Here is a 25,798-nt window from a genome sequence, read left to right as displayed (position 1 = left end):
CCGAGCCTTGCCAGGGTCACGCACAGCGTGCCGAAGAAGCGGGGCCACAGTGGAGACCATGCCTGATGAGCGAGCTTTTCTATAACGCAGCGCGCAACAACCCAGAGCACAGCAATGCAGCGCACAATGCGACTTGGGTCGCCCCACCGCTGGCCGAACCGCGCCACTACCCGCAGACCAAACCCGAGCGGGTGTACCTGTTCGGCACCTGCGTGGTGGACCTGTTCTTCCCCGAAGCCGGCCTGGACGCCATCCGCCTGCTGCAACGGGAAGGCATCGCGGTGGATTATCCACAGGGGCAAAGCTGCTGCGGGCAGCCGGCCTACACCAGCGGCTACACCGAGCAGGCCCGCACCGTGGCCGCGGCACAGCTGGACCTGTTCGCCGAACCCTGGCCGGTGATCGTGCCCTCCGGCTCCTGCGCCGGAATGTTCCGTGAGCATTACCCACACCTGTTCGAGCACGACCCGGCCCGCCTCGCCCAGGCCAAGGCCCTGGCCGCGCGCACCTACGAGCTGGCCGAGTTCCTACTGGAAGTGTGCAAGGTGCAACTGCATGACCAGGGCCAGCCGACCCAGGTGGCCCTGCATACCTCCTGCTCCGCGCGGCGTGAAATGAACACCCACCTGCACGGCCGCGCCCTGCTGGCCCAACTGAGCGGCGTGGAACGGGTGGAGCACAGCCATGAAAGCGAATGCTGCGGCTTCGGCGGCACCTTCAGCGTACGCATGCCGGCCATCTCCGGCGCCATGGTGGCGGACAAGACTCGCAACCTGATCGACTCCGGCGCCGACGAGGTGATCACCGCCGACTGCGGCTGCCTGATGAACATCAACGGCGCCCTGGAAAAACAACAGCAGGCCCTGCGCGGTCGCCACCTGGCCAGCTTTCTGTGGCAACGCACCGGAGGTGAGGCATGAACAGCCATACCCGCATTCCCGCCGTCGAACTGCCTGAGGACTTTCGCGGCCGCGCCCGCCAGGCCCTGGGCGATGCGCAACTGCGCGGCAACTTCCGCAAGGCCATGGATTCGCTGATGACCAAGCGCGCCCTGGCCTTTGCCGATGCGGATGAACGCGAGCGCCTGCGAGTACTGGGCAATGCCATTCGCGCCCGGGCCCTGTCCAAGCTGCCCGACCTGCTGGAAACCCTGGATCGCAACCTCACCCGCCAGGGCGTGCAGGTGCACTGGGCGCAGACCGTGGAAGAGGCCAACCGCATCGTGCTGGGCATCGTCGAGGCCCATGAAGCGCGCCAGGTGATCAAGGGCAAGTCCATGGTCAGCGAAGAAATGGAGATGAACGAGGTGCTCGCCGCCCACGGGGTGGAATGCCTGGAAGCGGACATGGGCGAGTTCATCGTGCAGCTGGACCACGAAAAGCCCTCCCATATCATCATGCCGGCCATTCACAAGAACGCCGGCCAGGTGGCCTCTTTGTTCGAGCGCAAGCTGGGAGTGGAATACACCCAGGACGTGGACGCGCTGATCCAGATCGGCCGTCGCGTGCTGCGGGAAAAATTCTTCGAGGCGAACATCGGCGTGTCCGGCGTTAACTTCGCCGTGGCGGAAACCGGCACCCTGCTGCTGGTGGAAAACGAAGGCAACGGCCGCATGGTCACCAGCGTGCCCCCTGTGCATATCGCCGTGACCGGCATCGAGAAGGTGGTGGAAAACCTGCGCGACGTGGTGCCGCTGCTCTCCCTGCTCACCCGCTCGGCCTTGGGCATCCCCATCACTACCTACGTGAACATGATCTCCAGCCCGCGCAAGCCTGGCGAACTGGACGGCCCCCAGGAAGTGCACCTGGTGCTGCTGGACAACGGCCGCAGCCAGGCCTTCGCCGACAGCGAGCTGCGCCAGACCCTCAACTGCATCCGCTGCGGCGCCTGCATGAACCACTGCCCGGTCTATACCCGGGTGGGCGGCCACACCTACGGCGAGGTGTACCCCGGGCCCATCGGCAAGATCATCACCCCGCACATGGTGGGCCTGGAGACGGTGCCGGATCACCCCAGCGCGTCTTCGCTGTGCGGCGCCTGCGGTGAGGTGTGCCCGGTGAAGATCCCGATTCCTTCCCTGCTGCGCCGCCTGCGCGAGGAAAACGTCAAGCCACCGGTGGCCAATCCCCTGCTGCGCGGCCAGGGCAGCAAGTACTCGCGCAAGGAGCGCCTGGCCTGGAATGCCTGGGCACGGTTGAATGCCTCGCCCCGGCTGTACCGCGCCTTCCTGCGTATGGCCACCCGCTTGCGCGGCCTTACGCCCAGCCAGCTTGGCCCCTGGACGGACCACCACAGTGCGCCCAAGCCAGCACCGCGCTCCTTGCATGAACTGGCCGCCGAGCACCTGACCAAGCCCCTTGAGGGGTGGGTTGGGAGGAAAACCCCATGAGCGCCCGGGAAAACATTCTGCGCAGCCTGCGCGCCAGCCTCGAAGGCACCACGCCCCTTGTGGACAACTTTGACGAAGCCCTGGTAACCGTGCCCTGGCAGTACCCGGCCAGCGAACGGGTAAGCCGCCTGCGCCAGTTGATGGAAACCGTACACACCGAAGTGCACCTTACCCAAGGCGCCCAATGGCCCACCCTGCTCGCCGAACTGCTCGCCGCCCGCGGCATCGAGCGTCTGCTGGTGGCGCCGGACACCGCTCATGGCCGACAGCTGGCCAGCGCCTGGGCCGACCAGGCCGACGCGCCCAAGACCACCGCCTACGATCGGCCTATCGAAGCCTGGAAGCGCGAGCTGTTCGACCACACCCCGGCCAGCCTCACCGGCACCCTGGGCGCCATCGCCGCCACCGGCAGCCTGATTCTCTGGCCCGACGCCGCCGAGCCGCGCCTGATGAGCCTGGTGCCGCCGGTGCACTTCGCGCTGCTCAAGGCCAGCGAGATCTTCAACAACCTGTACGAGGTGATGCAGCGCTTCGGCTGGGCCAGCGGCATGCCCACCAACGCCCTGCTGATTTCCGGCCCCTCGAAAACCGCCGATATCGAGCAAGTGCTGGCCTATGGCGCCCACGGCCCGAAAGACCTGGTGGTACTGATCCTGGAGGACCAATGACCCTGCCCGCCGCCTTTCTCGCCGAAGTGCATCGACTGATCCCCGCCGAGCGCCGCTTCGACGACCCCATGGCCACCCTGGCCTACGGCACCGACGCCAGCTTCTACCGGCTGCTGCCCAAGCTGGTGATCCGCGTGGAATACGAAAGCGAAGTGATCGCCCTGCTCCAGGCCGCCCAGGCCGAGCGCGTGCCGGTGACCTTCCGCGCCGCTGGCACCAGCCTCTCCGGCCAGGCCATCAGCGACTCGGTGCTGCTGGTGCTGGGCGACCACTGGAGCGGCCGCGACATTCGCAACGGCGGCGCGCAGATCCGCCTGCAGCCCGGGGTGATCGGCGCCCAGGCCAACGCCTGGCTCAAGCCCTACGGCCGCAAGCTCGGGCCAGACCCAGCCTCGATCAATGCCTGCAAGATAGGTGGGATAGTCGCCAACAACGCCAGCGGCATGTGCTGCGGCACTGCCCAGAACACCTATCACACCCTGGCCGGCCTGCGCCTGGTACTGGCCGACGGCACCTGCGTGGACACCGAAGACGCCGCCAGCGTGGCCGCCTTTCGCCACAGCCACGCCGGCCTGCTCGCCGAGCTGGCGCGCCTGGGTGAGAGCACCCGCGCCGACCCTGCCCTGGCCGAGCGCATCCGCCACAAGTACCGGCTGAAGAACACCACCGGCCTGAGCCTCAACGCTCTGGTGGACTTCACCGACCCGCTGGACATCCTCAGCCACCTGCTGGTGGGCTCCGAAGGCACCCTGGGCTTCGTCAGCGCCGTCACCTACAACACGGTGGCGGATCTGCCCCACAAAGCCACCGCGCTCATCGTGTTCCCCTCGGTGGAAACCTGCTGCATGGCCGTCACCGCCCTGCGTACCCAGCCGGTGACCGCCGTGGAACTGCTGGACCGCCGCAGCCTGCGCTCTGTGCAACACAAGCCCGGCATGCCTGCCTTCGTACAAACCCTCAGCCCCGGCGCCTGCGCCCTGCTGATCGAATGCGCCAGCGAACAGGCCGCGGGCCTTGAGAGCGCCATCAGCCAGGTGATGGCCGCCCTGGCGCCCTTCCCGGTGGAAGCGCGCATCGACTTCACCACGGACGCGGTGGAAAACGCCCGCCTCTGGGCCATTCGCAAAGGCACCTTCCCCGCCGTGGGCGCGGTGCGGGAAACCGGCACCACCGTGATCATCGAGGACGTGACCTTCCCCGTGGAGCGCCTCGCCGAAGGGGTGAACCAGCTCATCGCCCTGCTGGAAAAACATCGCTACGACGAAGCCATCCTTTTCGGCCACGCCTTGGAAGGCAACCTGCACTTCGTGTTCACCCAAGGCTTCAACAGCGCGGAGGAAATTACCCGCTACGATGCCCTGATGAAGGACGTGGCCCAGCTGGTGGCGGTGGACTTCGGCGGCTCGCTCAAGGCCGAGCACGGCACCGGTCGCAACATGGCGCCCTTCGTGGAACTGGAATGGGGCACGCAGGCCTACCAACTGATGTGGGCCGTCAAACGCCTACTGGACCCACAAGGCATTCTCAACCCGGACGTGATCCTCAGCGAGGACCCGGCCATCCACCTGAAAAACCTCAAGCCCCTGCCCGCCGCCGACGAGCTTGTGGATAAATGCATCGAGTGCGGCTTCTGCGAACCCGTGTGCCCGTCCAAGGGGCTGACCCTCAGCCCGCGCCAGCGCATCGTGATGTGGCGAGACATCCAGGCCAGAAAACGCAGCGGCCAGAACACCGCCACCCTCGAACGCCAGTTTCGGTACCAGGGCATCGACACCTGCGCCGCCACCGGCCTGTGCGCCGAACGCTGCCCGGTAGGCATCAACACCGGCGACCTGGTAAAAAAACTGCGTGGCCAACAGGCCAGCCGCCCCCAGGCCGCGCGCTGGGCCGGCGATCACTTCGCCACGCTACTGGCCAGCGCCCGCCTGAGCCTGCGCGCCGCCAGCGGTGCCCAACGGCTGCTCGGCGCCCCGCGCCTGGGCCGCTACGCCAAGGGCCTGCGTAGCCTCAGCGGCAACACCCTGCCCCGCTGGACGCCCGCCCTGCCCCAGGCCCGCCCGGCCATCACCTTTACCGCGCCCAACGACGACGCCCGGCCACGGGTGGTCTACCTGCCCGCCTGCGTATCCCGGGTGATGGGCCCGGCCATCGGCGACGCCGAACAAACCCCACTGATCGAAAAAACCCAGGCCTTGCTGGAAAAAGCCGGTTACCAAGTGGTGTTCCCCGAAGCCTTGGACAGCCTCTGCTGCGGCCAACCCTTCACCTCCAAGGGCTACACCGAACAAGGCGAAGCCAAGCGCCAGGAACTGCTGCGCGCCCTGCTGCGCGCCAGCCGCGGCGGGCTGGACCCGATCTACTGCGACACCAGCCCCTGCACCCTGCGCCTGGTGGACAACCTGGCCGACACCCGCCTGGACCTGTACGACCCGGTGCGGTTTATCTACAGCCATCTCATGGACAAACTCGACTTCACCCCCCAGCAAGCGCCCATTGCGGTGCACGTTACCTGCAGCACCCAGCACCTGGGCCAGAGCCAGGCCCTGCTCGCCATCGCCCGCCGCTGCAGCGATAAGGTGGTGGTGCCCGAAGGCATTCACTGCTGTGGCTTCGCCGGCGACAAAGGCTTCACCCAGCCTGACCTCAACGCCCATGCCCTGCGTTCGCTCAAGGGCGCCGTACAGCATTGCAGCGAAGGCATCTCCACCAGCCGTACCTGCGAGATCGGGCTGAGCGACCACAGTGGCATCAACTACCACAGCCTGGTGTATCTGGTAGACCGCGTGACAAGCCCCAAGATAGAGCACTCCGAGAACAGCCTTCATGCTCCAAAACAGGGCGAATTGGCAGCGATCAGCGGATAACGTGACGGCGAAGATTGGTGTACAAAAATAGAACCCAGGAGCGTAGCGGCAGTCCATCAGGTAAGCCCAACCGCGCGGGCGAACCCGACGCCTGGCCTTCTGCCAAGGCGCCAATGCCGCTTTCAAGGAGAAATGACATGACCCGTTCCCTGCTTTCCGCCTTCGCCCTCTCGGTCGCTACCCTGGCCGCCGCCCCCGCCTTCGCCGCGGACGACCTGTGCGCCGCCAACCTGCAGAAAATCGACGACACCATGGTGACCGTGGCCCCGTCCAACCCTGCCCTGGAAAAAACCATGCGCCAGCAGATCGACGCCGCCAAGGCCGACCAGGCCAAGGGCGACACCAAGGCCTGCATCGCCAGCACCGGCAAGATCCTCACCCAGTTGGACAACTTCACCAAGAAAGGCGGCGCGGCCGGCAACTGAGCCGTTGTGGTGCGCCCAATGGTCGACATTCGCCGCCAAGGGGCGTATCCTACGAACACCTGCCGCCTCTGGCAGCAGGTACGGGGCCGATCAGGATTCGACGCCGGTAACGAAACTCTAGGTGCATGCCGAGTTGGTAACAGAACTCGTAAATCCACTGTTGCAACTTCTATAGTTGCCAATGACGAAAACTACGGCCAGGAATTCGCCATCGCCGCTTAATTGCGGTGACTAGAACCTGAGCTTCTGGTTACTTCGGTACCAGCAGTCGCTAGGGGATGCCTGTAAACCCGAACCGACTGTCAGACAGAACAGGATCGCCGCGTAGTACGTCGTGGACGAAACGGCTAAAACTTACACGACTCGCCCAACGCACCCTGCCCCTCGGGCGGCCGCGGGTTAACTCAGTAGATCGGGCTAAGCATGTAGTACCGACAGCGGAGTACTGGCGGACGGGGGTTCAAATCCCCCCGGCTCCACCACTTCATAATTTAAAGACGTCCTAGGGCGTCTTTTTTTGTGCCTGAAAGCCGGGAAATACGGGGCTTTCAGGTCCTATGGGGTCCGAGGCTATCCGAGCACATCCTACAATTCGTGTATTCCACGTGGTATTCCAAGCCTACCACTGGTATTTTTTGGAATACACGAGGCTCTGGAGACGACCATGTTTGCCCAAGCTGCGCGGCTTTCAGACCTGAAGGTCAACGCCGCTAAACCCGCTGAAAAAGACTACATCCTCACCGATGGTGACGGCCTGCAAATGAGGGTAAGAGCCAATGGCTCGAAGCTCTGGAATTTCAACTACATCCATCCAGTGACCAAAAAGCGCGTGAACATGGGGCTGGGCACTTTTCCGGAGGTGGGCCTCGCGCTTGCCCGCAAGCGCACCGTAGCGGCGAGAGAGCTCGTTGCTCAAGGACTCGATCCGAAGGAAGCACGAGACGCAGATCGCCAGGCCCTCAAGGCGACTGTGGAGCACACCTTTAAAAATGTGGCAATCGCATGGTTCGAGCTGAAGAAGGACGCAGTCACTCCCGCCTATGCCGAAGATATTTGGCGATCGCTGACGCTGCACATTTTTCCTGACCTTGAGGCAACGCCGATATCTGCGGTCACTGCACCGACGGTGATCAAGCTGCTTCGCCCACTGGAGACAAAGGGCAGTCTCGAGACGGTCAAACGCCTAAGCCAGCGTCTGAACGAAATTATGACTTATGGCGTGAACTCCGGCTTGATTCATTCGAATCCGTTGACTGGAATTCGGTCCGTCTTCAAAAAACCGAAAAAGAAAAATATGGCAGCTCTTGCTCCGGATGAGCTTCAAGAGCTGATGCTCGCGGTTGCTAACGCCAGCATCAAGAGGACGACGCGGTGCTTGATCGAATGGCAACTACACACCATGACTCGCCCAGCAGAAGCGGCGACTACCCGCTGGGCAGACATCGACCTTGAGAAGAACATCTGGATCATTCCACCGGAGCGAATGAAGAAGCGACGCACTCACATCATCCCTCTTACCGATCAGGCAATCGCGCTTTTGAATGCTATCAAGCCCCTCAGTGGTCATCGGGAGTACGTTTTTCCGGCAGACCGCAACCCCCGCACACACTGTAATAGCCAAACGGCAAATATGGCACTGAAGCGAATGGGGTTCGAAGGCCGACTCGTCAGTCACGGTATGCGCTCGATGGCCAGCACCATTCTCAATGAGCAAGGGTGGGATCCTGAGCTGATCGAGGTAGCGCTTGCCCATGTGGACAAGGACGAAGTGCGCAGCGCTTACAATCGTGCGGATTACATTGAGCGTCGACGGCCGATGATGGCTTGGTGGAGCCAGCATATCCAGGCGGCAGCCGCGGGCAATCTAGCGATCTCCGCGGTATGAAAACCTTCCACAGGGAATCCTAAACAAGGGACTACCTGTGGATTTTTTTTTCCTCGTCGGTCCAGTACTCAACAAGAGAGCCGTATTTCTAAGTGTACGAACTTGCTCTTCGACGGATCACTGCGCATCGGCAAACGGGCGGCATCGATCGCAAAACGGCGAATCATACTCCCGGAGCGTAGGAGTCTGTCAGGCGGTGCAGCAGATCTTTATGGCGCACCTCTAGATCAGCCAGCGCAAAACTTCCCATCGCCAACAAACGCTGCGAGTTCGGCAGGCTTTCCACTCGATCCTCAAAGTAGCGAACACGCTTGCTCGCAAAGTCAAGATTTCCTAGAGACGTATTCTTACGCCGAGAAAGCAGCATAAGATTGCCCAGCCTGTGCAGCCAGGTCTCGCGCTGCTCTTCGTTGAAATCCTTTACCCACTGGCTCGTGCCGCCCGGATTCTGCGGCAGAATGTGCTCCACACTAATTTCATCGGGCAGATTCAGCGGAGCTGCATGGCTAGCCAGCAGGTATTCAAGTCGCAGCAAAACATAGCGGGCGAAACGCCGACCGTAAATGGCGCCGCCCAATAATTCTTGTAACTGCTTGAGATCAAAATCGAAGACCTTGCTAGCTAACACTTCAGCAGGGGTATCGGCCGCCTCGATAATTTTGAGAACATCATTCATGTTGTTGATGCGCTGGGTGGGCGTGAGCTGTACGATCCAGTCGGCCGAGAACTTATTATCAATGCGCCCGACTAGATCAAGCAACCTATCTGCCTTAAACTTACGATACCAGGCCAGGACTGGTGGAATCCAGTCGGTGGAGGGTAGACCTCGACGCATCACGTTAATACGGTTACGGTAAGCATTTCCCAAACTAGCTGGCAGGCCATCAAGCTGAATTGCCTCATCGAAAGCATCCTTGTACTCCTTCACGGCCTCGAAGCTCTCGCTACCTAATGCCAGTAGTGGAGGCCTAGCGCCGTATATACGCTCATCAAACTCCCTGAGTAGCCCTTCCCGCGCTTTGTCCTTCACGTAGATGGTGCGTACCAGCGAGAGAAAGCGATCAAACTCATCACGCCCCATCTCACCCTCAACCTCCTCCCAGTACTCAGCCCATTTGCTGCGCTCACTCTCCTTGGTTACGGCACCGAGATTTTTGGCCTTCAAAATGTCGCTGCTAGACAGCGGAATACCCCGATCATTTAAAATCGTGAATAAACGAAACGCATCGTCCAAATCTTCGGTAGCTACATAAATGAATAGGGCGTTATTTAAAAGGTAGCGAACGAAACGAGCGAAGTCGCCATCCGTGAGAAATCGAACTTTGTCATTAAAGCAGGCATGAATGGTCTGCATCCCCGCCGCCATATTTGACAGAGATAGATTTTTGCTAGCAGCGATGCCCGAAAAATCGGAGCTGTAAGTACCATTATCTACTTTAATATAGCGCTCTATGAAACTCCCTACATTATCACGAATTTCGTAAACAATTCGATTCCGGCCCGGAACCTTCTGCCACTTGTTCTCTTCCTGAAACAACATGCCACGACAGGCGCCCTTGAGCTGATCGTCCGCAACCCGATCGCGGATACAGGCTAACAATAGCATCAAGGTGGTCAATCGCTGCTGACCATCTAGCAGCTCGTACTCCTCGAAGCTGACCCCATCTGTGGTCCGTGTAGCTCTACGCAGCACCATCGAACCCAGGAAATACTGGCCGTCCGGGTTGTGCTCGCTGGCGTAGTTAACATCGTCGATCAGCTCGGAAATCTCATCCTTGCCCCAGACGTAAGCCCGCTGATAGTCCGGAATGCGGAACCAGAAGCGTGAGCACACTTCGCCGATCACGATCTTGGCGCTGTCAATCTGGCCTTTCTTGCCTGTGCCCAATACAAATACTCCTTGATCCAATCCCGCCGATCGGTGAACCACTCGGGAAACTCATTCCAGCTTTATGCCGGTACAGCCAGCGTGATGCTCAGGGCATCAGGAACAGCCAAACCTAAAGGAGGAAAATATCAGGTCGGTATCTGCCAGGCGAGCTCCTAGATCGTGTCCCTAGAAGTGGTGTAACTCTTCACGGCTCTGGCCATTGAGTTCGCCGTTTAGTTGATCACGGCCGACAGCTTGGCCTGCGGATTATCGCTGACTGCCTCGAAGGCCTCCAACTGCATGTAACGTCGTTGTAGGCACCACTCGTCGTTCTGCTCCAGCAGCATCGCCCCGACCAGCCTGGTAATCGCAGGATCGTTGGGGAAGATGCCCACGACATCGGTACGTCGCTTGATCTCTGCGTTCAATCGCTCAAGCGGATTGGTGCTGTGCAGCTGTTGGCGATGGGCCTTAGGGAAGGCCATGTGAGCCAGTACTTCATCCTCGCAGCTGTCCATGAGCGCCGCGATCTTCGGGTACTTCTCGCGTAACTGATCGGCCACCAGGCGCCACTGCTGATGGCATTCAGCGCGACTGTCTTGAGCAAAAACGGTACGCAGCAACGCCGCCACCATGCTGCGTTAGCCCTTGCCAACGTGGGCCATGGCGTTGCGCATGAAGTGCACCCGGCAGCGCTGCCACGTCGCATGGAAGACCTTGGCGGCAGCTGCCTTGAGGCCTTCGTGAGCGTCAGAGATAACCAGCCTTACCCCGCGCAACCCACGGCGCATCAGGCTGCGCAGGAAATCTGTCCAGAACGGTTCAGCTTCGGAAGGGCCTACCCGCATGCCCAGGATTTCCCGCCCGCCATTGGTGCTCACGGCCACGGCGATTATTACCGCGACCGACACGATACGGCCTGCCTCCCGCACTTTGACGTAGGTGGCGTCGATCCAGAGGTAAGGCCAGTCGCCTTCAAGTCATCGATCGAGGAGCGCATTGACGCGCTCATCAATCTCGCCCGCGAGCCTGGATACCTGGCTCTTCGAGTTGCCAGTCATGCCCATGGCCTTGACCAGTTCGTCGACCGAGCGTGTGGAAACGCCTTGGATATAGGCCTCTTGAATGACTGCGGCCATCGCCTTCTCCGCGGTTCGCCGTGGCTCCAGAAAGCCTGGAAAGTAACTGCCTTGGCGTAGTTTGGGGAGCTTCAAGTCAACGTCGCCGGCGCGGGTCTCCCAGAGGCGGTCACGGTAGCCGTTGCGGCTGTTTGTGCGGTTTGGGCTTTTGACGTCGAAGCCGGCGCCGCACAGGCTTTCAACGTCGAAATCCATCATCCGCTGGGAAACGAACTGGATCATTTGCTTGAGCAGATCTGCGTCTGCCCCTTTCTCAACCAGCTCGGTCAATTCGATAGTGGGCGTGGTCATCGTGGTTTCTCTGGTGAGCGTTTGGTCTTCGCAAACTCAACAGTAGCCAAGAACCACGATGACCATTCTCTCACCCGTAGGGTGCCTTCGGTTGGTTCAGTTACACCCTGTCAGTTCAATACCAGGCCTGCAGAGCGAGCGAGGCTGGGTCGCCGCAGGCTAAAACAACCTTCTCATGCGTGGGCTGGATAACGCAAAGCGTCACTGATTTCCACAATGCAATCATGGGCACGGGTCAGGGCAATATTCACGTCACTTTCATTGATCCGATCGCCTGCTTTACGTATGCGTCGATCACTTTTTTCGACGAAGCGAGTCGAGGCAAAGAACCGATCCTCTATCCCATGCACCCTGCGAGCAGGCTGAGTGAAAGCTGGCAGAGAATCCATCAAGGCTTCCTTGTCAGCCGAGCGGAAAAATGGATACACCCCGAACCAATTGTGCTTGTAGATCTTGACCCATACCCCGCTGGGCCAGGTCTTTAGACGAATATCAAGATCATGATGAGCCTTTTCCGGATTGGAGCTTGCCCGTACCTCCAGCACATCAGCCCATTGCTCGAACAAGGTATCGTTTCGTACGCGATCCTGCATGGATCGGAATAACTCGGTTACCTTTCGCGCCATGCAATACTCGTGATGCTTCACCAAGTGCTCATAGGCTTCCTGATTCTGCTCGAAGATGTTCCAGCAAAGCTGACCCAATTCCGTGTTGCCTGACATGGTTTTTCCCACGTGAGCGATGAACTCGCCAATGAAGTGTGCGGCAGGTGGCGTGGCCAACGTTTGGTATTCGCCCAGCAGCGCTGCCAGCTCTCCGTACGACATGTAATACACGGGAACGCTTGAGTGCGCATTTACCGTCGGCGATTCGCGCCCTGTAGGCGTAAGGTAAACAAGAGCTCGCGACTGGTAATGCGGGTACAAGGTGCAAAGCGCTTCTTGGTAGCCCTCAATTTGCTTATCTTGGTCGGCCGCCCAGATCTTGTTCTCAATGGCAATGACCAAACGCAGCGTGGGGAAATCGATCAGTACATCCAGATGGGCTAGCTCGCGGGCAACCTTCGCCTGAGCGCCGCGAGTCGATTCCAATACAGTCTGGGAGAGTGCCGGGCCTACGCAGGGCCGTTTCGAAAGTGTCTTAACGAAAGCATCCCTGAATTGCCCCCCGAGACCATGGGCTTCATTTGCGTTCAAGAACGAGGCAGTGATATTGGAGTGGACCAGCTCCTTGGAGCTCACGCCCATTACCCGGAACAGGTCGAATGCTTTGGTATAGCAGGTAAGCGCAGTGAAATCGGAACTGTCGCGTAGCACTTCAATACTTGCAGCGGCATCCATACCGTTTTCCTCTACGGTGGCCGGGTGAGCGATGGGAAAATATTAGGGCAAGTGAAGGCACAATGCCATACCCCTAAGATGGCCTTGCTTGTCCCGCTTCGCGCCTTCTTTCACTTCCGAAGAGAACCCTGGTGCTGCGGGTATCCATAGCAAGGCCTATGGCGAAATTCGGGCACTTTTCATATTATGTGGGGGAGGTCATGCCCCACCGACGCCCCGGTGGCTTGTAGGACGGATCGGCCCCCCTTTGTGGATACGACAAAGACGGCGCCCCGCGACTTCCACCCATGGCCTCGCCTGTTTTCATCGGCAATCGACCTGATCGATGGCCTCGTAGAGGTGATTTAGATTTGTATCCTGTGCTGCGCCAAGGGGCCGCCTCTCTCGTAGAAGCCCCTGCGGAGGTCCACGAGTAGGCCGCTGTAGAGGTTCCTGTTACGGCACGCTCCGCATAGGCCTGATCTGCTGGCCATTGCCGCTTCGCTGATTACCGTGTCCAGTGACGTTGCTGCCCGGCTTTTCAACCTGCACTAACCACCCTTCCCGTTCTCCAGCGCTCGCCCGGTGCGCCAGCCGAGCGCTTTTCCCTGTCTGGTGCCCCATGAATTTCCTGGCTCATTACACGCCGCCAACTGCCGCGCAGCTCAACGACCTCAAGCAGCGGACCGCCCTAACCAGCAACCAATTAGCAGCAATGGCCGACCTGACCATCGGCGGCCACTGGCGCCGGTACACCGGCGGTGATGAACCTCGGCCGTTGTCTCTCAAAATGCACTTTATGCTTGCGGCCCTGATGACCTTGACCGATGACGAGCTGGGGCGTGTGGCGGCCACCATGCGCGAGCAGGGGGCGGAGGTCCAGATGCTGCCGACACGCACCCTGCGCGGCCCGCTTCGTGACCTAGCGCGCGAGGGCTAGCGGATAACGATGGTGCCCGAGAAAGGGTGGCCCGTTTCCTTGAACGTCTTGGTTTCAATCCCTCATCCTGGATGAGCAGCCAGTCAGGGAGGGGAAGTCATGGAGCTGATCGACGTTACCTCTGGATATGATATAGATTCAGCGGGTCTGCTACGGCCACACGATTTAAACGCCACACCGCGTATGGCTTACCCACGCTGGATCACTGAAAAAGGCGGCGGCGCTGATACCATGAGGGCAGCCAGCCGGAGTCGTAGCCCCAGGCAGCGCTGGGTCAGGTGGATTTGAAGTGCATAAATATCGCCAGATCAAAGCCTGAAATCAAACTATCACCCCTTGTAACGGATTTTTCGTGAGCGCTACCTTGTATGACTATCCTGTCCAGATCCATGATGATCCGGACGGCCTTTGGCTGACCTGCCCTGATATTCCACGCACCTATGGGGTAGGCGATAATATGGCCGCAGCCCTTGAATCACTACGCGATGGGCTGGTAACGGCCTTTTCATTCTACGTAGAGGAAGGTGTGATTATCCCGGGCCCGAGCGCCTCTGTTACCGGGCAGCAAAGGGTGCGCCTTCCATTTCTGGCCTCACTTAAAGCCGCTGCCTGGAATGCGTTTGTGACGTCCAAGCTCAGCAAGGCAGAGCTGGCCCGCCGACTGGGCGTAGCCCGCCCGCAGGTAGACCGGCTGTTTGACTTTCTTCACGACTCCCGCAGTGACCAACTCGAACGTGCGCTGGTGGTTCTGGGGTTGCGTGTGGCAGTGACGGTTGAGCCGGTAGCGCTGTAAGCCAAGCCCGTGGGGAATGGCCGACCTACGGACTTTGGACGACAACATGCGGTGGCATTACGTGGTCTCGACCGCTGTTTTGGCAGGCGCTTAAGCACTTGCCCTACCCTTTCTGAACTCATCGCACGTTAGCCCAAACCGTCCTGGGTACTTGCAAGTCCTGTCTGAGTTATTGGGGTTGTTCTTGAGCGTGCGCGGGTGCTCGAACAGCTTACCCCCGGCGTGAGGATGGCCTCTGGACTCGCGACAGATCCGAGAAGCAATGGCGGCAAATAGAGACGGAGCATCACTCCCTCGCCGGGGGCAGATATTCAAATCTACACATCCGTGCATCGGGATCCCTGCCAAGCCTTTGAAGATCAAACGCGTAGGTATAATTTGTGGCATCTACCAACGCGGCCTTCAGCGCCTCGACGTCCTTGGCTTTGCTGACTTTTGTCAAGTACTTGACGTATGCAGACTCCGGCTTGTACGTGCAGCACCAATGCAACACCAAAAAGCGATGCATGTAATCATCATCAATCTCGCAATTCAAGTCAGCAAAATAGTAAACCTCCTTGCCCAATACCTGCTCCAGCGCTGCGGCTACCGTACGCATGCCTTCGCGCCAACGCAAAAATGGCTCATACGCGGAGTCATTAGCACTCTCGACTTCTGGCCCGAGCCATGGTGCACCCGGTACGAACTCGACCATATACCAAGGCGCTGGTAAGGCGTGCAAAGCCTCAAGAGACAGGCTTTCACCGCGCTCACTCCACCCTTCGAATATCGGCTCTGTAGAAACAACGCGTGCCGTGTTTTCAAAAAAATTGAGCATGTGTGTGAATAGCGCAGAGCTCTCGATGCCTGCCGTTCCAGTGGCTCCTATCTCCAGGGTGAGTGAGGGAGAGCCCTGTCGGCGAAACCAACTCACGAAATCCCAGACCGGTAAGCACTCAGGCGAGTCCGGTTCAGAATCCAGGAAATTCGCCCAACGTTCATCCGCGATCTCCACTCGCATTCGAACCACGCACTCTCTCGCCGCATCGCCAGCGGCCAGTTGCGCCTTACCCCAGGCGCTAAATATCGTCTGCAGCGCTCCGAAGGGTTCGATGTACGGCGCGTGATGGTGAGCAGGTGGCTCCAATAGCATGATGCTGCCCGTCCAGCTTCGTTCGTGTGGCGGATAGAGGATGCCGCTGATCAAAGCAATGCTCTGGGGCTCAAGCCCTGAAACGGGTAGTGCTTCCATCAACGCGGTGATATCAACCATTCTCAAAACCTTGATGCGTTGCCATGCCGGTTTGACGCAGACTGTCTGTTATCGCTGATGAGCATTTGACCCAAATGCTTACATTTCGTTAACCCCTGTCGCTGCTTCCACAGTTGGTACCAGCCAGGTTTCGCTTTCACTGGTTATCGCGGCACCGGCGGGCCATCTCCACATCGGCGACAAAAATCTGGACGTATTAGACAGTCGAAAAACCATGCTAGCATAAAGCCCTCATCTAAAAAACCTTAAGAACACACAGCGTTTATTACATACTACAACACTAGAGAAACAATTACATATGTCATACGGCAAATCAGTTCGTATATTCCTTCCAGATGCCACTGCCGCCGGGATCCGTCATGCCGAGATCGTAAACAGAACTGGCCAGACAGTTGCATGCCCCAGGAATCGTCTGGAAGAACTCAAGCAATGGCCCGAAACTGCAAAACCGGGCGTATATATTTTATTTGAAGCACGCCTAGGTGATTCAAAACCCATGGCCTACATCGGCGAATCCGAAAACGTCGCTGATCGCCTGCTGATGCATGATCGTAAGAAAGACTTCTGGAATGACGTGGTCATCCTTACAAATAAAGATGACAATTTAACAAAATCTCACGTCAAGTATCTTGAATCTAAACTAGAGGCGATGGCGAAGACCGCCGATCGCTATAAGCTTGAAAACGGCAATACACCAACGGCATCCAGCCTCCCGCGTGCAGAGCGCGAAGCGATGAATGAGCTTCTGGACGATATGCGGATAGTGCTGGGCACCTTGGGCTACCCGATTCTTGAGCCGCTGATACCGGCCAAACCCTCCCAGAACGCCTCAGTCTCGGCTCAGGTTGTTGCCCCAGAATACAACGAAGAACTAACATTTACCGTTCATCAACTGAAAGCTCGTGGCGTTCAGACAGACGAAGGCTTTGTAGTCAAAAAGGGCTCCACCGCGTCCAAAACGACGACCGCCAGCTTGAATGGCAAGCTTCTCAAGATGAGAGAGCAGCTCCTAGAAGACAAAAGAATGGTCGACCAAGGCGACCATTTGCTTCTCACCAAAGACCTACTCATGAGTTCTTCCACCTACGCGGCTGCCTTAATTGCAGGGACCGCACGCAGCGGTCCTCAAAGCTGGTACACCGCAAGCGGCGTGACGTTGAAGTCTCTGGAAGAAGGCATGGCGGGTCCTACTGAAGGCTGACACCTATCACGTAGATATACGAAAGCCCTCGAACGCCGATTCGCCAGGGCATGGGTTCATTTACATGGAGTGCTGTGCACGATATGCGGTAAGCGTGAGCCCCTGATAGCACCAGTAGTCAGGGCCACGCGCTGCTTTGGGGTTACGTCCGTGCGCCTTCAAAGCCTTGATAGCGGCATTGGACAAACTCATCTCTTTGCCCATGAAATGAACCTTGTTTGCCTCGGCCACACTGCAGATCACCGTAGTGTCTAGCTTGAAGGTGAGTACCGTACCTGGTACCAGATCCAGCTCAGCGAACTTGAACGGCGGCAATCTAGACCCTGAATCGGAGGCGTCTTCGAGGACCGATTTCAGTTTAGCCAGCTCAACTTTTGGCACGAAATCTTTCAGCGTTTTGTCAGGAGAGGTGAGCGTGTGCGTTCCGAGATACACGGAGCATACGAACGCCATCAAATGGGCCAGCCGATCCGGAAACAGATCAGGGCCGTCAATATCCACGAGCTGCAGATTGTACAGCGCTCGCACGGCCAGACTTATCGACGCCAAGCTTTCAGAGACGATGAGATGCAGGTCCTCATCGGTGCAGTATTCTTGGTCGAGATCAAACCGCTTGATCAGTGCCCAGCCCAACTGATCCTTGGTATGCCAACCGGGTATACGGACATAACCGGTGCCATCCTCAGTCATGATCCTTGCCAGCTCAGATTGCTTGGCGATACATTCTTCGTACTTTCTCTCCCGGGCAATCACGCCGAGCGTTACGTCGAAGAACTCCATCATAAGCGCATGCACAGTCGCCGGTGCGCCCAGATAGTTAGGCCGAGACGCGAGCGCCAATGCCGAGACAATGGTAGGTTGTTCCACCAGGCTCTGATTGTACTGTGCCAGATTGCGCACTAAAGATTCGATGCGCTCGATGTCCACCGCATCATCCGTCTGCGAGTAATGCTCCGGTTTACGGTTCACCTGCGCGTGAGTGGCGCGTAGCCCCCCTTGATGCTCGATAAAATGAATCTGATCAATGCAGATACCTGTCCAGCTCCGGTGCTGAAATAGTGTGCCGCCGGTGAGTAAGCGAACCACTTATCCTCTTGCTCTATGGGCTCGAAACCCTTGCGTATAGCATCGCTATCAGCTGCGCTCAGCAGGAAATCCAATTGCAGGGTAGTGTGCTGTTCCGGCAGCGCCGCTTATATCCCAGTCACCGGCGGTGATGAACCCAGCTGTTTCATCGCCTGCCATCAACAACTCATGATTAATGTCCAACCAGGATTTCGCGGCGCGCAGTATCTCCAGATCTCTCTGCTTGCCAATGGGATTAAGCGTCTGTTCGATACGGAAAGCCGCATCATTGAAATTAGCCCAGCGAATGGATTGGGTTTCCCAATCCGGCTTGCCCGGCACACCCAGCGGACGCATCACGAAATAGGCATTGGTGGTCGTCCCGCCCGCGAAGGTGCCTGGAAGTATGCCAATGATCTCCGCCCGATAGCCCGTTTCCTCCAGGACTTCGCGCAAGGCTGTCTGTTCGGGTGTATCTCCCTGCTCCGGCCTGCCTTTGGCAAACGTCCAAACATAACCATCAAAGTGATTACTAGGCTCGCGCAGAAGCACTTCACCATTGGGCCGAAGCAGGACGCCACCGTAGGCGGTAGCTTGGGCGATCCCCCAACATTGCTCGCTAGATCGGTGCGCCACTGAGTCCCTCTCTTCGCCAAAACCAATAGCCAAACCAACCCGGCGACGGCTGCACGGTTGAATAATTAGAATCCACGGTGCCCTTTACCCTGGTCAGCCGCTGCTCTGCGTTCGGCTTTTCGATCTCAACCACGATTTTTTCCGTCTGGGCTTCGATAAGCATGTGCTGCATTTCCCCAGGCCGTAGCATCCACTTTCCAATCAGCTTTATCGTTAAATAATTTTCATCCAAAATCAATTCGGGGCCTCAGCGTGCAGGTCCGTTCAAGTAGCTCGCCGACGCCTCCTGGGCCTCGCAAACTTTAACGTAGGTCGCGTCGATCCATAGGTAAGGCCAGTCACCTTCAAGTGGTCGATTGAGGAGCGCATTGACGCGTTCATCGGCCTCTCAGTTACACCACTTCCTGGGACACGATCTACATGGATAACAGTTTCGCTATTACCCAACAGCTGCCCACGTAGCAGTAGTTCCGGCTTACGGTACGGATGCGCCGTGAAAAAATGATCACGGCGTGCCTGAACACTGCCAAATTGTGCCGAGCAGCGCGGGCACTTGTAGACGATCGGCTGCAACGCCACTGGTGGCGACTCCGGAATGCTGACGCTGCCGCCAGCATTACCCGGATCGATAAAGTTCAGATACCAGGCCATCCCTTTCCCCCATCAAAATCACACTGATTACTTCACTAACTCCACCAGCTTCCCATACCCATCCACAACGTCATACCTTATCTACCAGCTTGTAGATTGATCGAGTAAGACCAGATGTCTGAATGACTTCGCTAAGACGGATGATTCTCACATCAGGCTTTGTCCCTTACCCTAAGAACTGCAAGTGAATTACGACAGAACTGCTGGAAGTCACTATCAACTGAGTACCGCTGTCCCAGCTCACGATCAATCTCTTTCTGGCTCAAGCACTCAGCAAATTTCAGCTCTTGTACAAAGGCCTCATCCAGCAGCACCGCCAAATCATGCGCATCACCCGCAAGAACCTCTCGAATAGCACTTACCAGCGCCTCGCCAGAACAGACGTGCCGAAAACTCAAGCACTCGTTGTCGGCGATGAGCTTATCAGCCTCATTAGCCAGCAGATCCTTCATTGCCGAATTCAGCAACTTGCCTGCGAAGTTCCACCAAATCGCATTACCATCGGCATCAAGGATCAGAGTACTTTTACCTGACTCCATCCAGCCATATTGGTCACGCAGATCGGCAAGCAGTGCTTGAGCTCTGGATGAAAGCCCCTCTGGAACAAGATCTGAAACCAACACATCTGCAATCGCACGACATAGCTCGTATCTCAGCGGCTGTGCATCGCTGACCCATTGCGACTTACCTCGTACCTCCGAAGGCTCGACAAAAGCCTTTTTACGCGGCCAGTCGATATAGGTCGTCTGCCAGCTGCGTCCGCCAAGAGTAAGCAACGCCGGGCCATTATCACGGACAGCAAAGGTCAGTTGATGAACTTCCCCTAGCTCCTGCTTGCCCCAATAAACCTTAACCATGGGAGGCGTCGTGAACACCGAAAAGAGCTCCATGAAGTTCTTCTCACCATACGCCCTCTCTCCGGCCTTGCCAATTCCGATGAGCCCCTCATCAGATTGCAATATTCCGGCCCCAAGCATGTAGCTGATAACACCAGCCCGGTCATCGGTCGTGACTCCAGCAAAACCCGGCATGCGCCCCACCCACTGATCGACGTCGGCAGCGATGATGCCTTTTTGCTGAAGCGCCAATGCCATGGTTTGCTGGGCATAGATGTGCATTGGCCTCGCGGGGGGAACGATCGGTTCGACATACCCTTGCCGCCACAGCTGTAACAACGCCAAAGCACGAAGAAACGCATCTTCCTTGGTAGCTAGAAACAGACAGTTTCGAGAGCTGCCCGAACGTCTGCCAGTGCGACCAATACGCTGCAGGAACGAAGCAACCGTGTACGGGGCATCGATCTGGATCACTCGATCAAGGTCGCCCACATCGATACCCAACTCCAACGTCGAAGTAGAAACGATGACGCAGTCATTACCCTGGGAGAACGCTTCTTCAGCAGCTCTCCGCTTCTCCAGGCTCAAGGAACTGTGGGAGATGTAGGTGGCAACACCAAGGCACCGTAACTCAACAGCGAGCTCCTCAACCTTGGATCGGCTATCCACGAAGACGAGGCGCTTCTCGCCTTTGTGCAATCTTGAAATCACAACTGCTGCGTTTTTCAGCGACCCGACCCAATCGACTTGGACGTCAGGAATCACATTGTTCTCTGCAGGAGGGTTGATCACGCTTCTTCGGGCATTACAGCTACCGGCAAGCCAATCGCAGAGCGTGTCAGGATTACCTACGGTCGCTGAGAGCCCTAAGCGCTGGATCTCTCGGCCTGCTAGAACGCTGATTCGCTCCAAGACAGACAGCAAGTGCCAGCCACGGTCATCACCGGCAAAGGCATGCACCTCATCAATAATCACCGTCCGAACATTAGCAAACAGCTGCTGATGATCAACCTTGTTGGAGACCAGCATTACCTCTAGCGATTCAGGGGTTGTAAGCAGAATGTCCGGTGGCGAGGCCACAATCTTGGCCTTACGAGAAGCACTGATATCGCCATGCCACAGGGCAACGCTTCGCCCCAGGAGATGCCCGTAATAACTCAAGCGCTGCTCAAGGTTATTGAGCAGCGCCTTGATCGGGCAGATATAGAGAACAGAAAGGCCTTCCCAGCTCTCACTGAGCATGCGTGAAAACACCGGAAAGCTTGCCGCTTCGGTTTTTCCGCCAGCCGTTGGAGCCAGCAGAATCGCGTGCTCGCCATCGAGGACAGGCTGAATGGTGGACTCTTGCAAAGGCCGCAAACCGTTCCAACCCAGAGAGTTGACGATGTGGTGCTGCAAGGCAGGGTGGAGCTTGTCGAACTCACTCATGCAGCAAAGCTCCAATCAGGCAGCTCAAAGATCGAGCTCGATATCATCTACCGAGCTTGCCGCACTGGTAGCGCGCTCCACCGATGTCAGCTCGGTATCTGAAATGGTCAATGCGTAGTGCTGTCGCGGATTGAAGTCTTCGAACTGGTCAATACGATCCAGGACCTCACCCACCAGCTTTTTCAGGAAAATCCGCGGTGCAATTCCGACCTTGCCGCCCAGCTTACCGGTCACCGCCTTTGCCAGCTCAGCGATGTAATCATCGTCTGCCAGCCGCAGAATGCGGTCAGCCGTAACGCTGTTATCGGCATACAGGTTGCGCACCTTGCGACCAACCTCTTCCAGAGACTCCTGACTGAACCCACGGAGACGAATTTGCACGGCGCGAGGATTATCGAACCGAGCATCAGTGGTGAAGTCGACCGCCAGACGTTGAGCGAGAGGAGACAGCCGCTGGACACCCATAGGGCCATCGTAGAAGGCTGGAGTACCTGTGATAACCAGATAAAGGCCAGGGAATCGCCCAGAGTCCACCTCATCCATCAACTGACGCAATGCGTTCAGGCTCTTGTCGCGAACATCTCCGCGCATACGCTGGAGTGTTTCAACCTCGTCGAGCACCAGCAGCAGACCAGGATGCCCTGAATCCTTGAGTATGGTTAGAACACCTTGCAGGAAGCTCAACGCGCCGAAATGATCGATGTCGCCCTTGATCATTGCATAGCGCTTAACCGCAGCAGAAATGTTCGGCTGACCTGCCATCCAGGCCAAAAGCCCGTTGGCGATCTCTTCCTGGCCTTCAAGGAGTGCTCTCCGGTAGGCACGTAGAGTTAAGGCAAATGCAGGTGCAGAGCGCACTACTTCGCCCAAGCGCTTTTCCATCAGTAAATCAGTGGCATCAATCAACGCCTCGGAGTCGTTCGGATCGATGTCATGCTGGGCCAGTACATCCTCTTCAAGGGTGTAGAACCAGGCTTCGACGATATTCTGAAAAGCGCCCGAGGGCATATCTGGCGTCGTCAAACGCTCCATCAGACGCCGATAGACCGTCTCCAAGCGATGAAGCGGGGTCTCAGTCTCGGAAATTTGTACCTCGGCGCAGGCAAAGCCGAGTCGATGTGCTTTTTCACGGAGCCAACGTGACGCAAAGGTTTTACCGCTGCCGTACTCGCCACGAATAGCCTTGAATACCGCCCCGCCTCGACTGACCTTTTCCAGCTCCTCATCAAAGGCGCGCTCGAAGGGCAACAAGCCAACAGCTAAGGCATCTAAACCATACTGCGGCACAGTTCCACGCCGCAGAGCGTCCAGAATATCCTGACGACGTTGTTGGCTAATCGACATGCCTATACCCTGTAGTTAATGGATTTCAAACTGCTTCTTCAGATCTGCAACGTTCAAACGCACTGTCTGGGAATCACGCTCGACTGAAAGGATCGGATAGCCATCCACATTGAGCAGTTTCTGTGCTCCCGCGAGGAACCCTCGAATCCGCAGTTTCGGGATCAGCAACTCAGAACAAAGCGCCGCCTCCATAACCTGCCAACGGTGCTTTTCCAGCAGCCTCAGCAGCGTCTGCATTTGTTCATCGCTGATCGCTGTGCGGCCTGCTCTATCGCGAACTTGGCCATAGACCGGCGAACTGAGCAACTCAGCAACCCAATCGCTAGCGACCACCGGAGCGCTTTTGCTCAAGGCTTTCGCTGGCGATGCAAAGCCGAACATGTCCTCGACAACCTCAGCCACAGCCTGCTTCTTGCCAGCTGCTTTCTTGGTGGGTGCTTCGACTGATACGGTGGGCTGATCAACCGCGCTCGGTGTTTCTGCCTCAATGGCTTTTGTCGAATACCACCAGGCTGGCAGTCGTCGAGGCACCTCACGCCAACCCTCTACCCTTTGCCGCGTGGCGGCATTGATATAGACCCCAAGCGGGATCACAACCTCCTGGAGCGAACCACCACCGTGGTAGCCATGGCTCCTACTTTTGGTGTAACGCAGACGTTCTGACCAAGGCAGGATCACCTGCTTATTGGCCGTCACGACACGTTCCCCTGACAACTGGACTTCCAGCTCAGAGGGCGTGATGCCGGGAGCAACCGGGTGATAGCGCTCACCGTTTTCGTCGGCTGACTGCTGGTAAACCGAATCATGATCCAGCACGTGACCGTGATCACTGGTAATGATCACCACACGGCCAGCCTCGCGAGCAGCCTCCATCACATGCCGGAGCAAGGCCACGGTTTCAAACGACCAGTCGACCTTAACTTGCGAGCTACTGGACAGCTGATCATCGATGGCGTTGATCACCACTGCCAGAACTCGGTGCTCTGTACCCGCAATTATCCCCCGAACGTTGCTATGCAAACTGCCAGATCCAGACTGGGACAAATCCTGCTTATGGAACACTTGCGGTGGAAACTTGGTGGAGGCCAGCTTTTTTAGCTGCGGGTGGCTACTGAAAGCCTTCTTCTCGTCGTTGGCATTGCCCTCACACAGAGCCCCCGATAGCAGCGAGCAACGGCTGACCTGAGTCACCGTGGGCAATGCTGCAACCAGACATGCATCGCCCTGTGCGCCAGCGGGCTGTAGCTCCAACCAATGATTACGAGTAAGGTCTGCGCTTAACTGCCGGTAGACGGCTTCGCTCATCCCATCCAGCACAAGCAAAAGCACTTGCCCCTGCTCGGCCAATGGTGCAACCAGATCATCCAGGGCGCGCTCGACAGGAATGAATCGAGCAGGCAGATGATCACCCCGAGCGATGCTTGACAGTTGCTGCCCGAAAGCCTGGTTTTGCCGTTCCCTGTAACGCCCAACGTGCTGCGAAAGCTTCTGGTAGACCGTACTTAGAGACTCCTCAGCATCTCCCGCCCAAATTTCGGTTCGTGCCCAATCACAAAAACCACCCTGCTCGATGTAATCGCCGATCAGGCTAACTGCAGTTCCGTCCGCGTTCGGCGCCTGCTTGAGCCAACGTAGAAGGCGCATGGCCATATTGGCCCGAGCAACAGTCTCGCTGTAGCGATCCAAGCCAGCCAGACGATGCCCCTCTATCTGCTGCAAAGCCGACTCCGCAGCCATGGAGTCGCCGCCGTCCAGAGCTACACCCAGGGCTGAAGCAAACGCACTAAAGCGCGCGTGCAAACCACAAGGCAAAAGTGCCGAGTGCTCGGTGGCAGCCTGCATATCTAAGCTCGCAAGAATCTGCTCTGCTTTCGACAAGAAGCGTGCATAGCTAGGGAAACCGAGAGCACCTATCCACTGCCTGACCAGAGTAACTGCGACCTCGCCAAGCGGCTGCAGGACTCGGAATTCGATCTTCTTCCCACCCAAAAAGCGCTCACGGAAAATCCCACGACTGATATGCAGCTGGGTTAAATCAAGCGCTTGCAGACGTTCAATGTCCGAGGAAAACAGCACGGAGCACGCCAAGGCGACGGCGAGCAGATCACTCCCCTGATCATTCAGAAGCAGCGTCGATACCACCTCATGAGTGTCGGGCAGGCCGCGGGCCAACCAATCCCCAAGGTTGTCTCGAATATCGCCTGGCAGAGCCGTAATCAGTGCACTGACATCCCCCTTAGTGCTCCAGCTCAATACCGACTGCAGATCCAACGTGGCTTCTTGGTAGTTCAGATGAGCCATGGCGATAGCGCGCCAGGCTGTCTCCTCATCCAGGATCTCGCCGAAGCTGATTTTCCCCTGATAGCGTTCAACACCATTGAGCATCGCCTCAGCTACCCAACGGCCATGCTTGCGCGTTAGACGAGGATCAATATCCCTTACACGAATCAGTTGCTGCAGGGTCTTCCAAGGGCTTATCCGCTGAGGCTCGTTGCGCCAAATTCTGGCCAGCACGTCCATAGCCAGATCCGTCTCGGCAAAGCCGGACAGCAGCACAAGACGCTCCGAGGTTTCCTTTCGATCTTGTTGATGCTTGACCAAGGCCTCGCGCATCGCCAACTCAGAGACGCAGTAAATGGCCCTGACTTTTCGCCCTTCAACAACTTGTTCTACAGCTAAAGCCGATAAAGGGTTTGGCCACACTAATGCCACGCAGTCAGCCTCAGCGTCACGCTGAAAAACTGCCTGCAGTTGGGTCACCACCGGCATCGGCAATGTCGCGCTCGCCTGCATGATCGACAT

General features: G+C 57.7%; 18 protein-coding genes, 1 other RNA gene and 2 pseudogenes. 10 read left to right on the top strand and 11 right to left on the bottom strand.

Features of this window, described 5'->3' with window-relative positions; genetic code table 11:
- Positions 1-65: 65 nt before the first annotated feature.
- The 7 genes from BN1188_RS01165 (at position 66) to BN1188_RS01135 (ending at position 8,231) form a co-directional block, all read left to right on the top strand.
- A complete protein-coding gene (locus BN1188_RS01165) occupies positions 66-920 on the top strand; it encodes a (Fe-S)-binding protein (protein WP_040259338.1) in 855 nt (284 codons plus the stop codon).
- The gene (locus BN1188_RS01160; protein ID WP_040259337.1) at positions 917-2,389 is read left to right on the top strand and encodes a LutB/LldF family L-lactate oxidation iron-sulfur protein; all 1,473 of its coding nucleotides are present in this window, start codon (positions 917-919) and stop codon (positions 2,387-2,389) included. Before BN1188_RS01165 ends, BN1188_RS01160 begins: the two co-directional genes overlap by 4 nt.
- On the top strand, positions 2,386-3,057 hold the full coding sequence (locus BN1188_RS01155) for a LutC/YkgG family protein (RefSeq protein ID WP_040259336.1): 672 nt from the start codon (positions 2,386-2,388) through the stop codon (positions 3,055-3,057). Before BN1188_RS01160 ends, BN1188_RS01155 begins: the two co-directional genes overlap by 4 nt.
- Entirely contained in the window at positions 3,054-5,921 is a 2,868-nt protein-coding gene (locus tag BN1188_RS01150; protein ID WP_084596121.1) for an FAD-binding and (Fe-S)-binding domain-containing protein, read from the top strand. Before BN1188_RS01155 ends, BN1188_RS01150 begins: the two co-directional genes overlap by 4 nt.
- 137 nt (positions 5,922-6,058) lie before the next feature.
- Positions 6,059-6,346, top strand: a complete 288-nt coding sequence (locus BN1188_RS01145) for a hypothetical protein (RefSeq protein WP_040259335.1) — start codon at positions 6,059-6,061, stop codon at positions 6,344-6,346.
- Positions 6,347-6,428: 82 nt separating this feature from the next.
- Positions 6,429-6,828: a transfer-messenger RNA gene (gene ssrA / locus BN1188_RS01140) on the top strand.
- A 182-nt stretch (positions 6,829-7,010) separates the two neighbouring features.
- A complete protein-coding gene (locus BN1188_RS01135; protein WP_040259334.1) occupies positions 7,011-8,231 on the top strand; it encodes an integrase domain-containing protein in 1,221 nt (406 codons plus the stop codon).
- A 163-nt stretch (positions 8,232-8,394) separates the two neighbouring features.
- Here BN1188_RS01135 and BN1188_RS01130 read toward each other — a convergent pair whose 3' ends face one another.
- The 3 genes and pseudogenes from BN1188_RS01130 to BN1188_RS01120 form a co-directional block, all read right to left on the bottom strand.
- Positions 8,395-10,119: a DUF262 domain-containing protein gene (locus tag BN1188_RS01130; RefSeq protein WP_040259333.1), complete on the bottom strand. Its 1,725-nt coding sequence runs from the start codon at positions 10,117-10,119 to the stop codon at positions 8,395-8,397.
- A gap of 215 nt (positions 10,120-10,334) precedes the next feature.
- Positions 10,335-11,531: pseudogene (locus tag BN1188_RS01125) on the bottom strand (IS256 family transposase).
- Between the two features lie 173 nt (positions 11,532-11,704).
- Positions 11,705-12,871 carry a PDDEXK-like family protein gene (locus BN1188_RS01120; RefSeq protein WP_040259332.1) on the bottom strand — a complete coding sequence of 389 codons (1,167 nt, stop codon included), beginning with the start codon at positions 12,869-12,871 and terminating at the stop codon, positions 11,705-11,707.
- Between the two features lie 601 nt (positions 12,872-13,472).
- Between BN1188_RS01120 and BN1188_RS01115 the strand changes: the two genes are divergently transcribed.
- Both BN1188_RS01115 and BN1188_RS01110 read left to right on the top strand, forming a co-directional pair.
- Entirely contained in the window at positions 13,473-13,790 is a 318-nt protein-coding gene (locus BN1188_RS01115) for a hypothetical protein (RefSeq protein WP_052469106.1), read from the top strand.
- Between the two features lie 352 nt (positions 13,791-14,142).
- A complete protein-coding gene (locus BN1188_RS01110; RefSeq protein ID WP_052469105.1) occupies positions 14,143-14,583 on the top strand; it encodes a type II toxin-antitoxin system HicB family antitoxin in 441 nt (146 codons plus the stop codon).
- A gap of 286 nt (positions 14,584-14,869) precedes the next feature.
- Here BN1188_RS01110 and BN1188_RS01105 read toward each other — a convergent pair whose 3' ends face one another.
- On the bottom strand, positions 14,870-15,835 hold the full coding sequence (locus tag BN1188_RS01105) for a hypothetical protein (protein ID WP_040259331.1): 966 nt from the start codon (positions 15,833-15,835) through the stop codon (positions 14,870-14,872).
- A gap of 298 nt (positions 15,836-16,133) precedes the next feature.
- Here BN1188_RS01105 and BN1188_RS01100 point away from each other — a divergent pair, with 298 nt between their 5' ends.
- Positions 16,134-17,036, top strand: coding sequence for a GIY-YIG nuclease family protein (locus BN1188_RS01100; RefSeq protein ID WP_040259330.1), 903 nt, complete (start codon positions 16,134-16,136; stop codon positions 17,034-17,036).
- Positions 17,037-17,096: 60 nt separating this feature from the next.
- Here the strand turns inward: BN1188_RS01100 and BN1188_RS01095 are convergent, their stop codons facing one another.
- The 7 genes and pseudogenes from BN1188_RS01095 to pglZ all read right to left on the bottom strand — a co-directional run bounded on the left by BN1188_RS01095 (position 17,097) and on the right by pglZ (position 25,798).
- Positions 17,097-18,122 carry a hypothetical protein gene (locus tag BN1188_RS01095; protein ID WP_052469104.1) on the bottom strand — a complete coding sequence of 342 codons (1,026 nt, stop codon included), beginning with the start codon at positions 18,120-18,122 and terminating at the stop codon, positions 17,097-17,099.
- 48 nt (positions 18,123-18,170) lie between these two features.
- Positions 18,171-18,737, bottom strand: a complete 567-nt coding sequence (locus BN1188_RS01090; protein ID WP_198293221.1) for an NUDIX domain-containing protein — start codon at positions 18,735-18,737, stop codon at positions 18,171-18,173.
- Positions 18,721-18,975, bottom strand: coding sequence for a hypothetical protein (locus BN1188_RS01085; RefSeq protein WP_148485233.1), 255 nt, complete (start codon positions 18,973-18,975; stop codon positions 18,721-18,723). Before BN1188_RS01085 ends, BN1188_RS01090 begins: the two co-directional genes overlap by 17 nt.
- A 54-nt stretch (positions 18,976-19,029) precedes the next feature.
- Positions 19,030-19,125, bottom strand: a pseudogene (locus BN1188_RS21835) (transposase); the annotation flags it as partial.
- Between the two features lie 415 nt (positions 19,126-19,540).
- Positions 19,541-21,652: a DEAD/DEAH box helicase gene (locus BN1188_RS01080; protein WP_040259327.1), complete on the bottom strand. Its 2,112-nt coding sequence runs from the start codon at positions 21,650-21,652 to the stop codon at positions 19,541-19,543.
- Between the two features lie 24 nt (positions 21,653-21,676).
- The gene (gene brxD, locus BN1188_RS01075) at positions 21,677-22,996 is read right to left on the bottom strand and encodes a BREX system ATP-binding protein BrxD (protein ID WP_040259326.1); all 1,320 of its coding nucleotides are present in this window, start codon (positions 22,994-22,996) and stop codon (positions 21,677-21,679) included.
- Between the two features lie 15 nt (positions 22,997-23,011).
- Positions 23,012-25,798, bottom strand: coding sequence for a BREX-2 system phosphatase PglZ (pglZ, locus tag BN1188_RS01070; protein WP_040259407.1), 2,787 nt, complete (start codon positions 25,796-25,798; stop codon positions 23,012-23,014).

This window comes from Pseudomonas massiliensis (assembly GCF_000826105.1).
Taxonomy (GTDB): domain Bacteria; phylum Pseudomonadota; class Gammaproteobacteria; order Pseudomonadales; family Pseudomonadaceae; genus Aquipseudomonas; species Aquipseudomonas massiliensis.
Note: the sequence above shows the minus strand (reverse complement) of the source record. Positions and strands in the feature narration are given on the sequence as shown.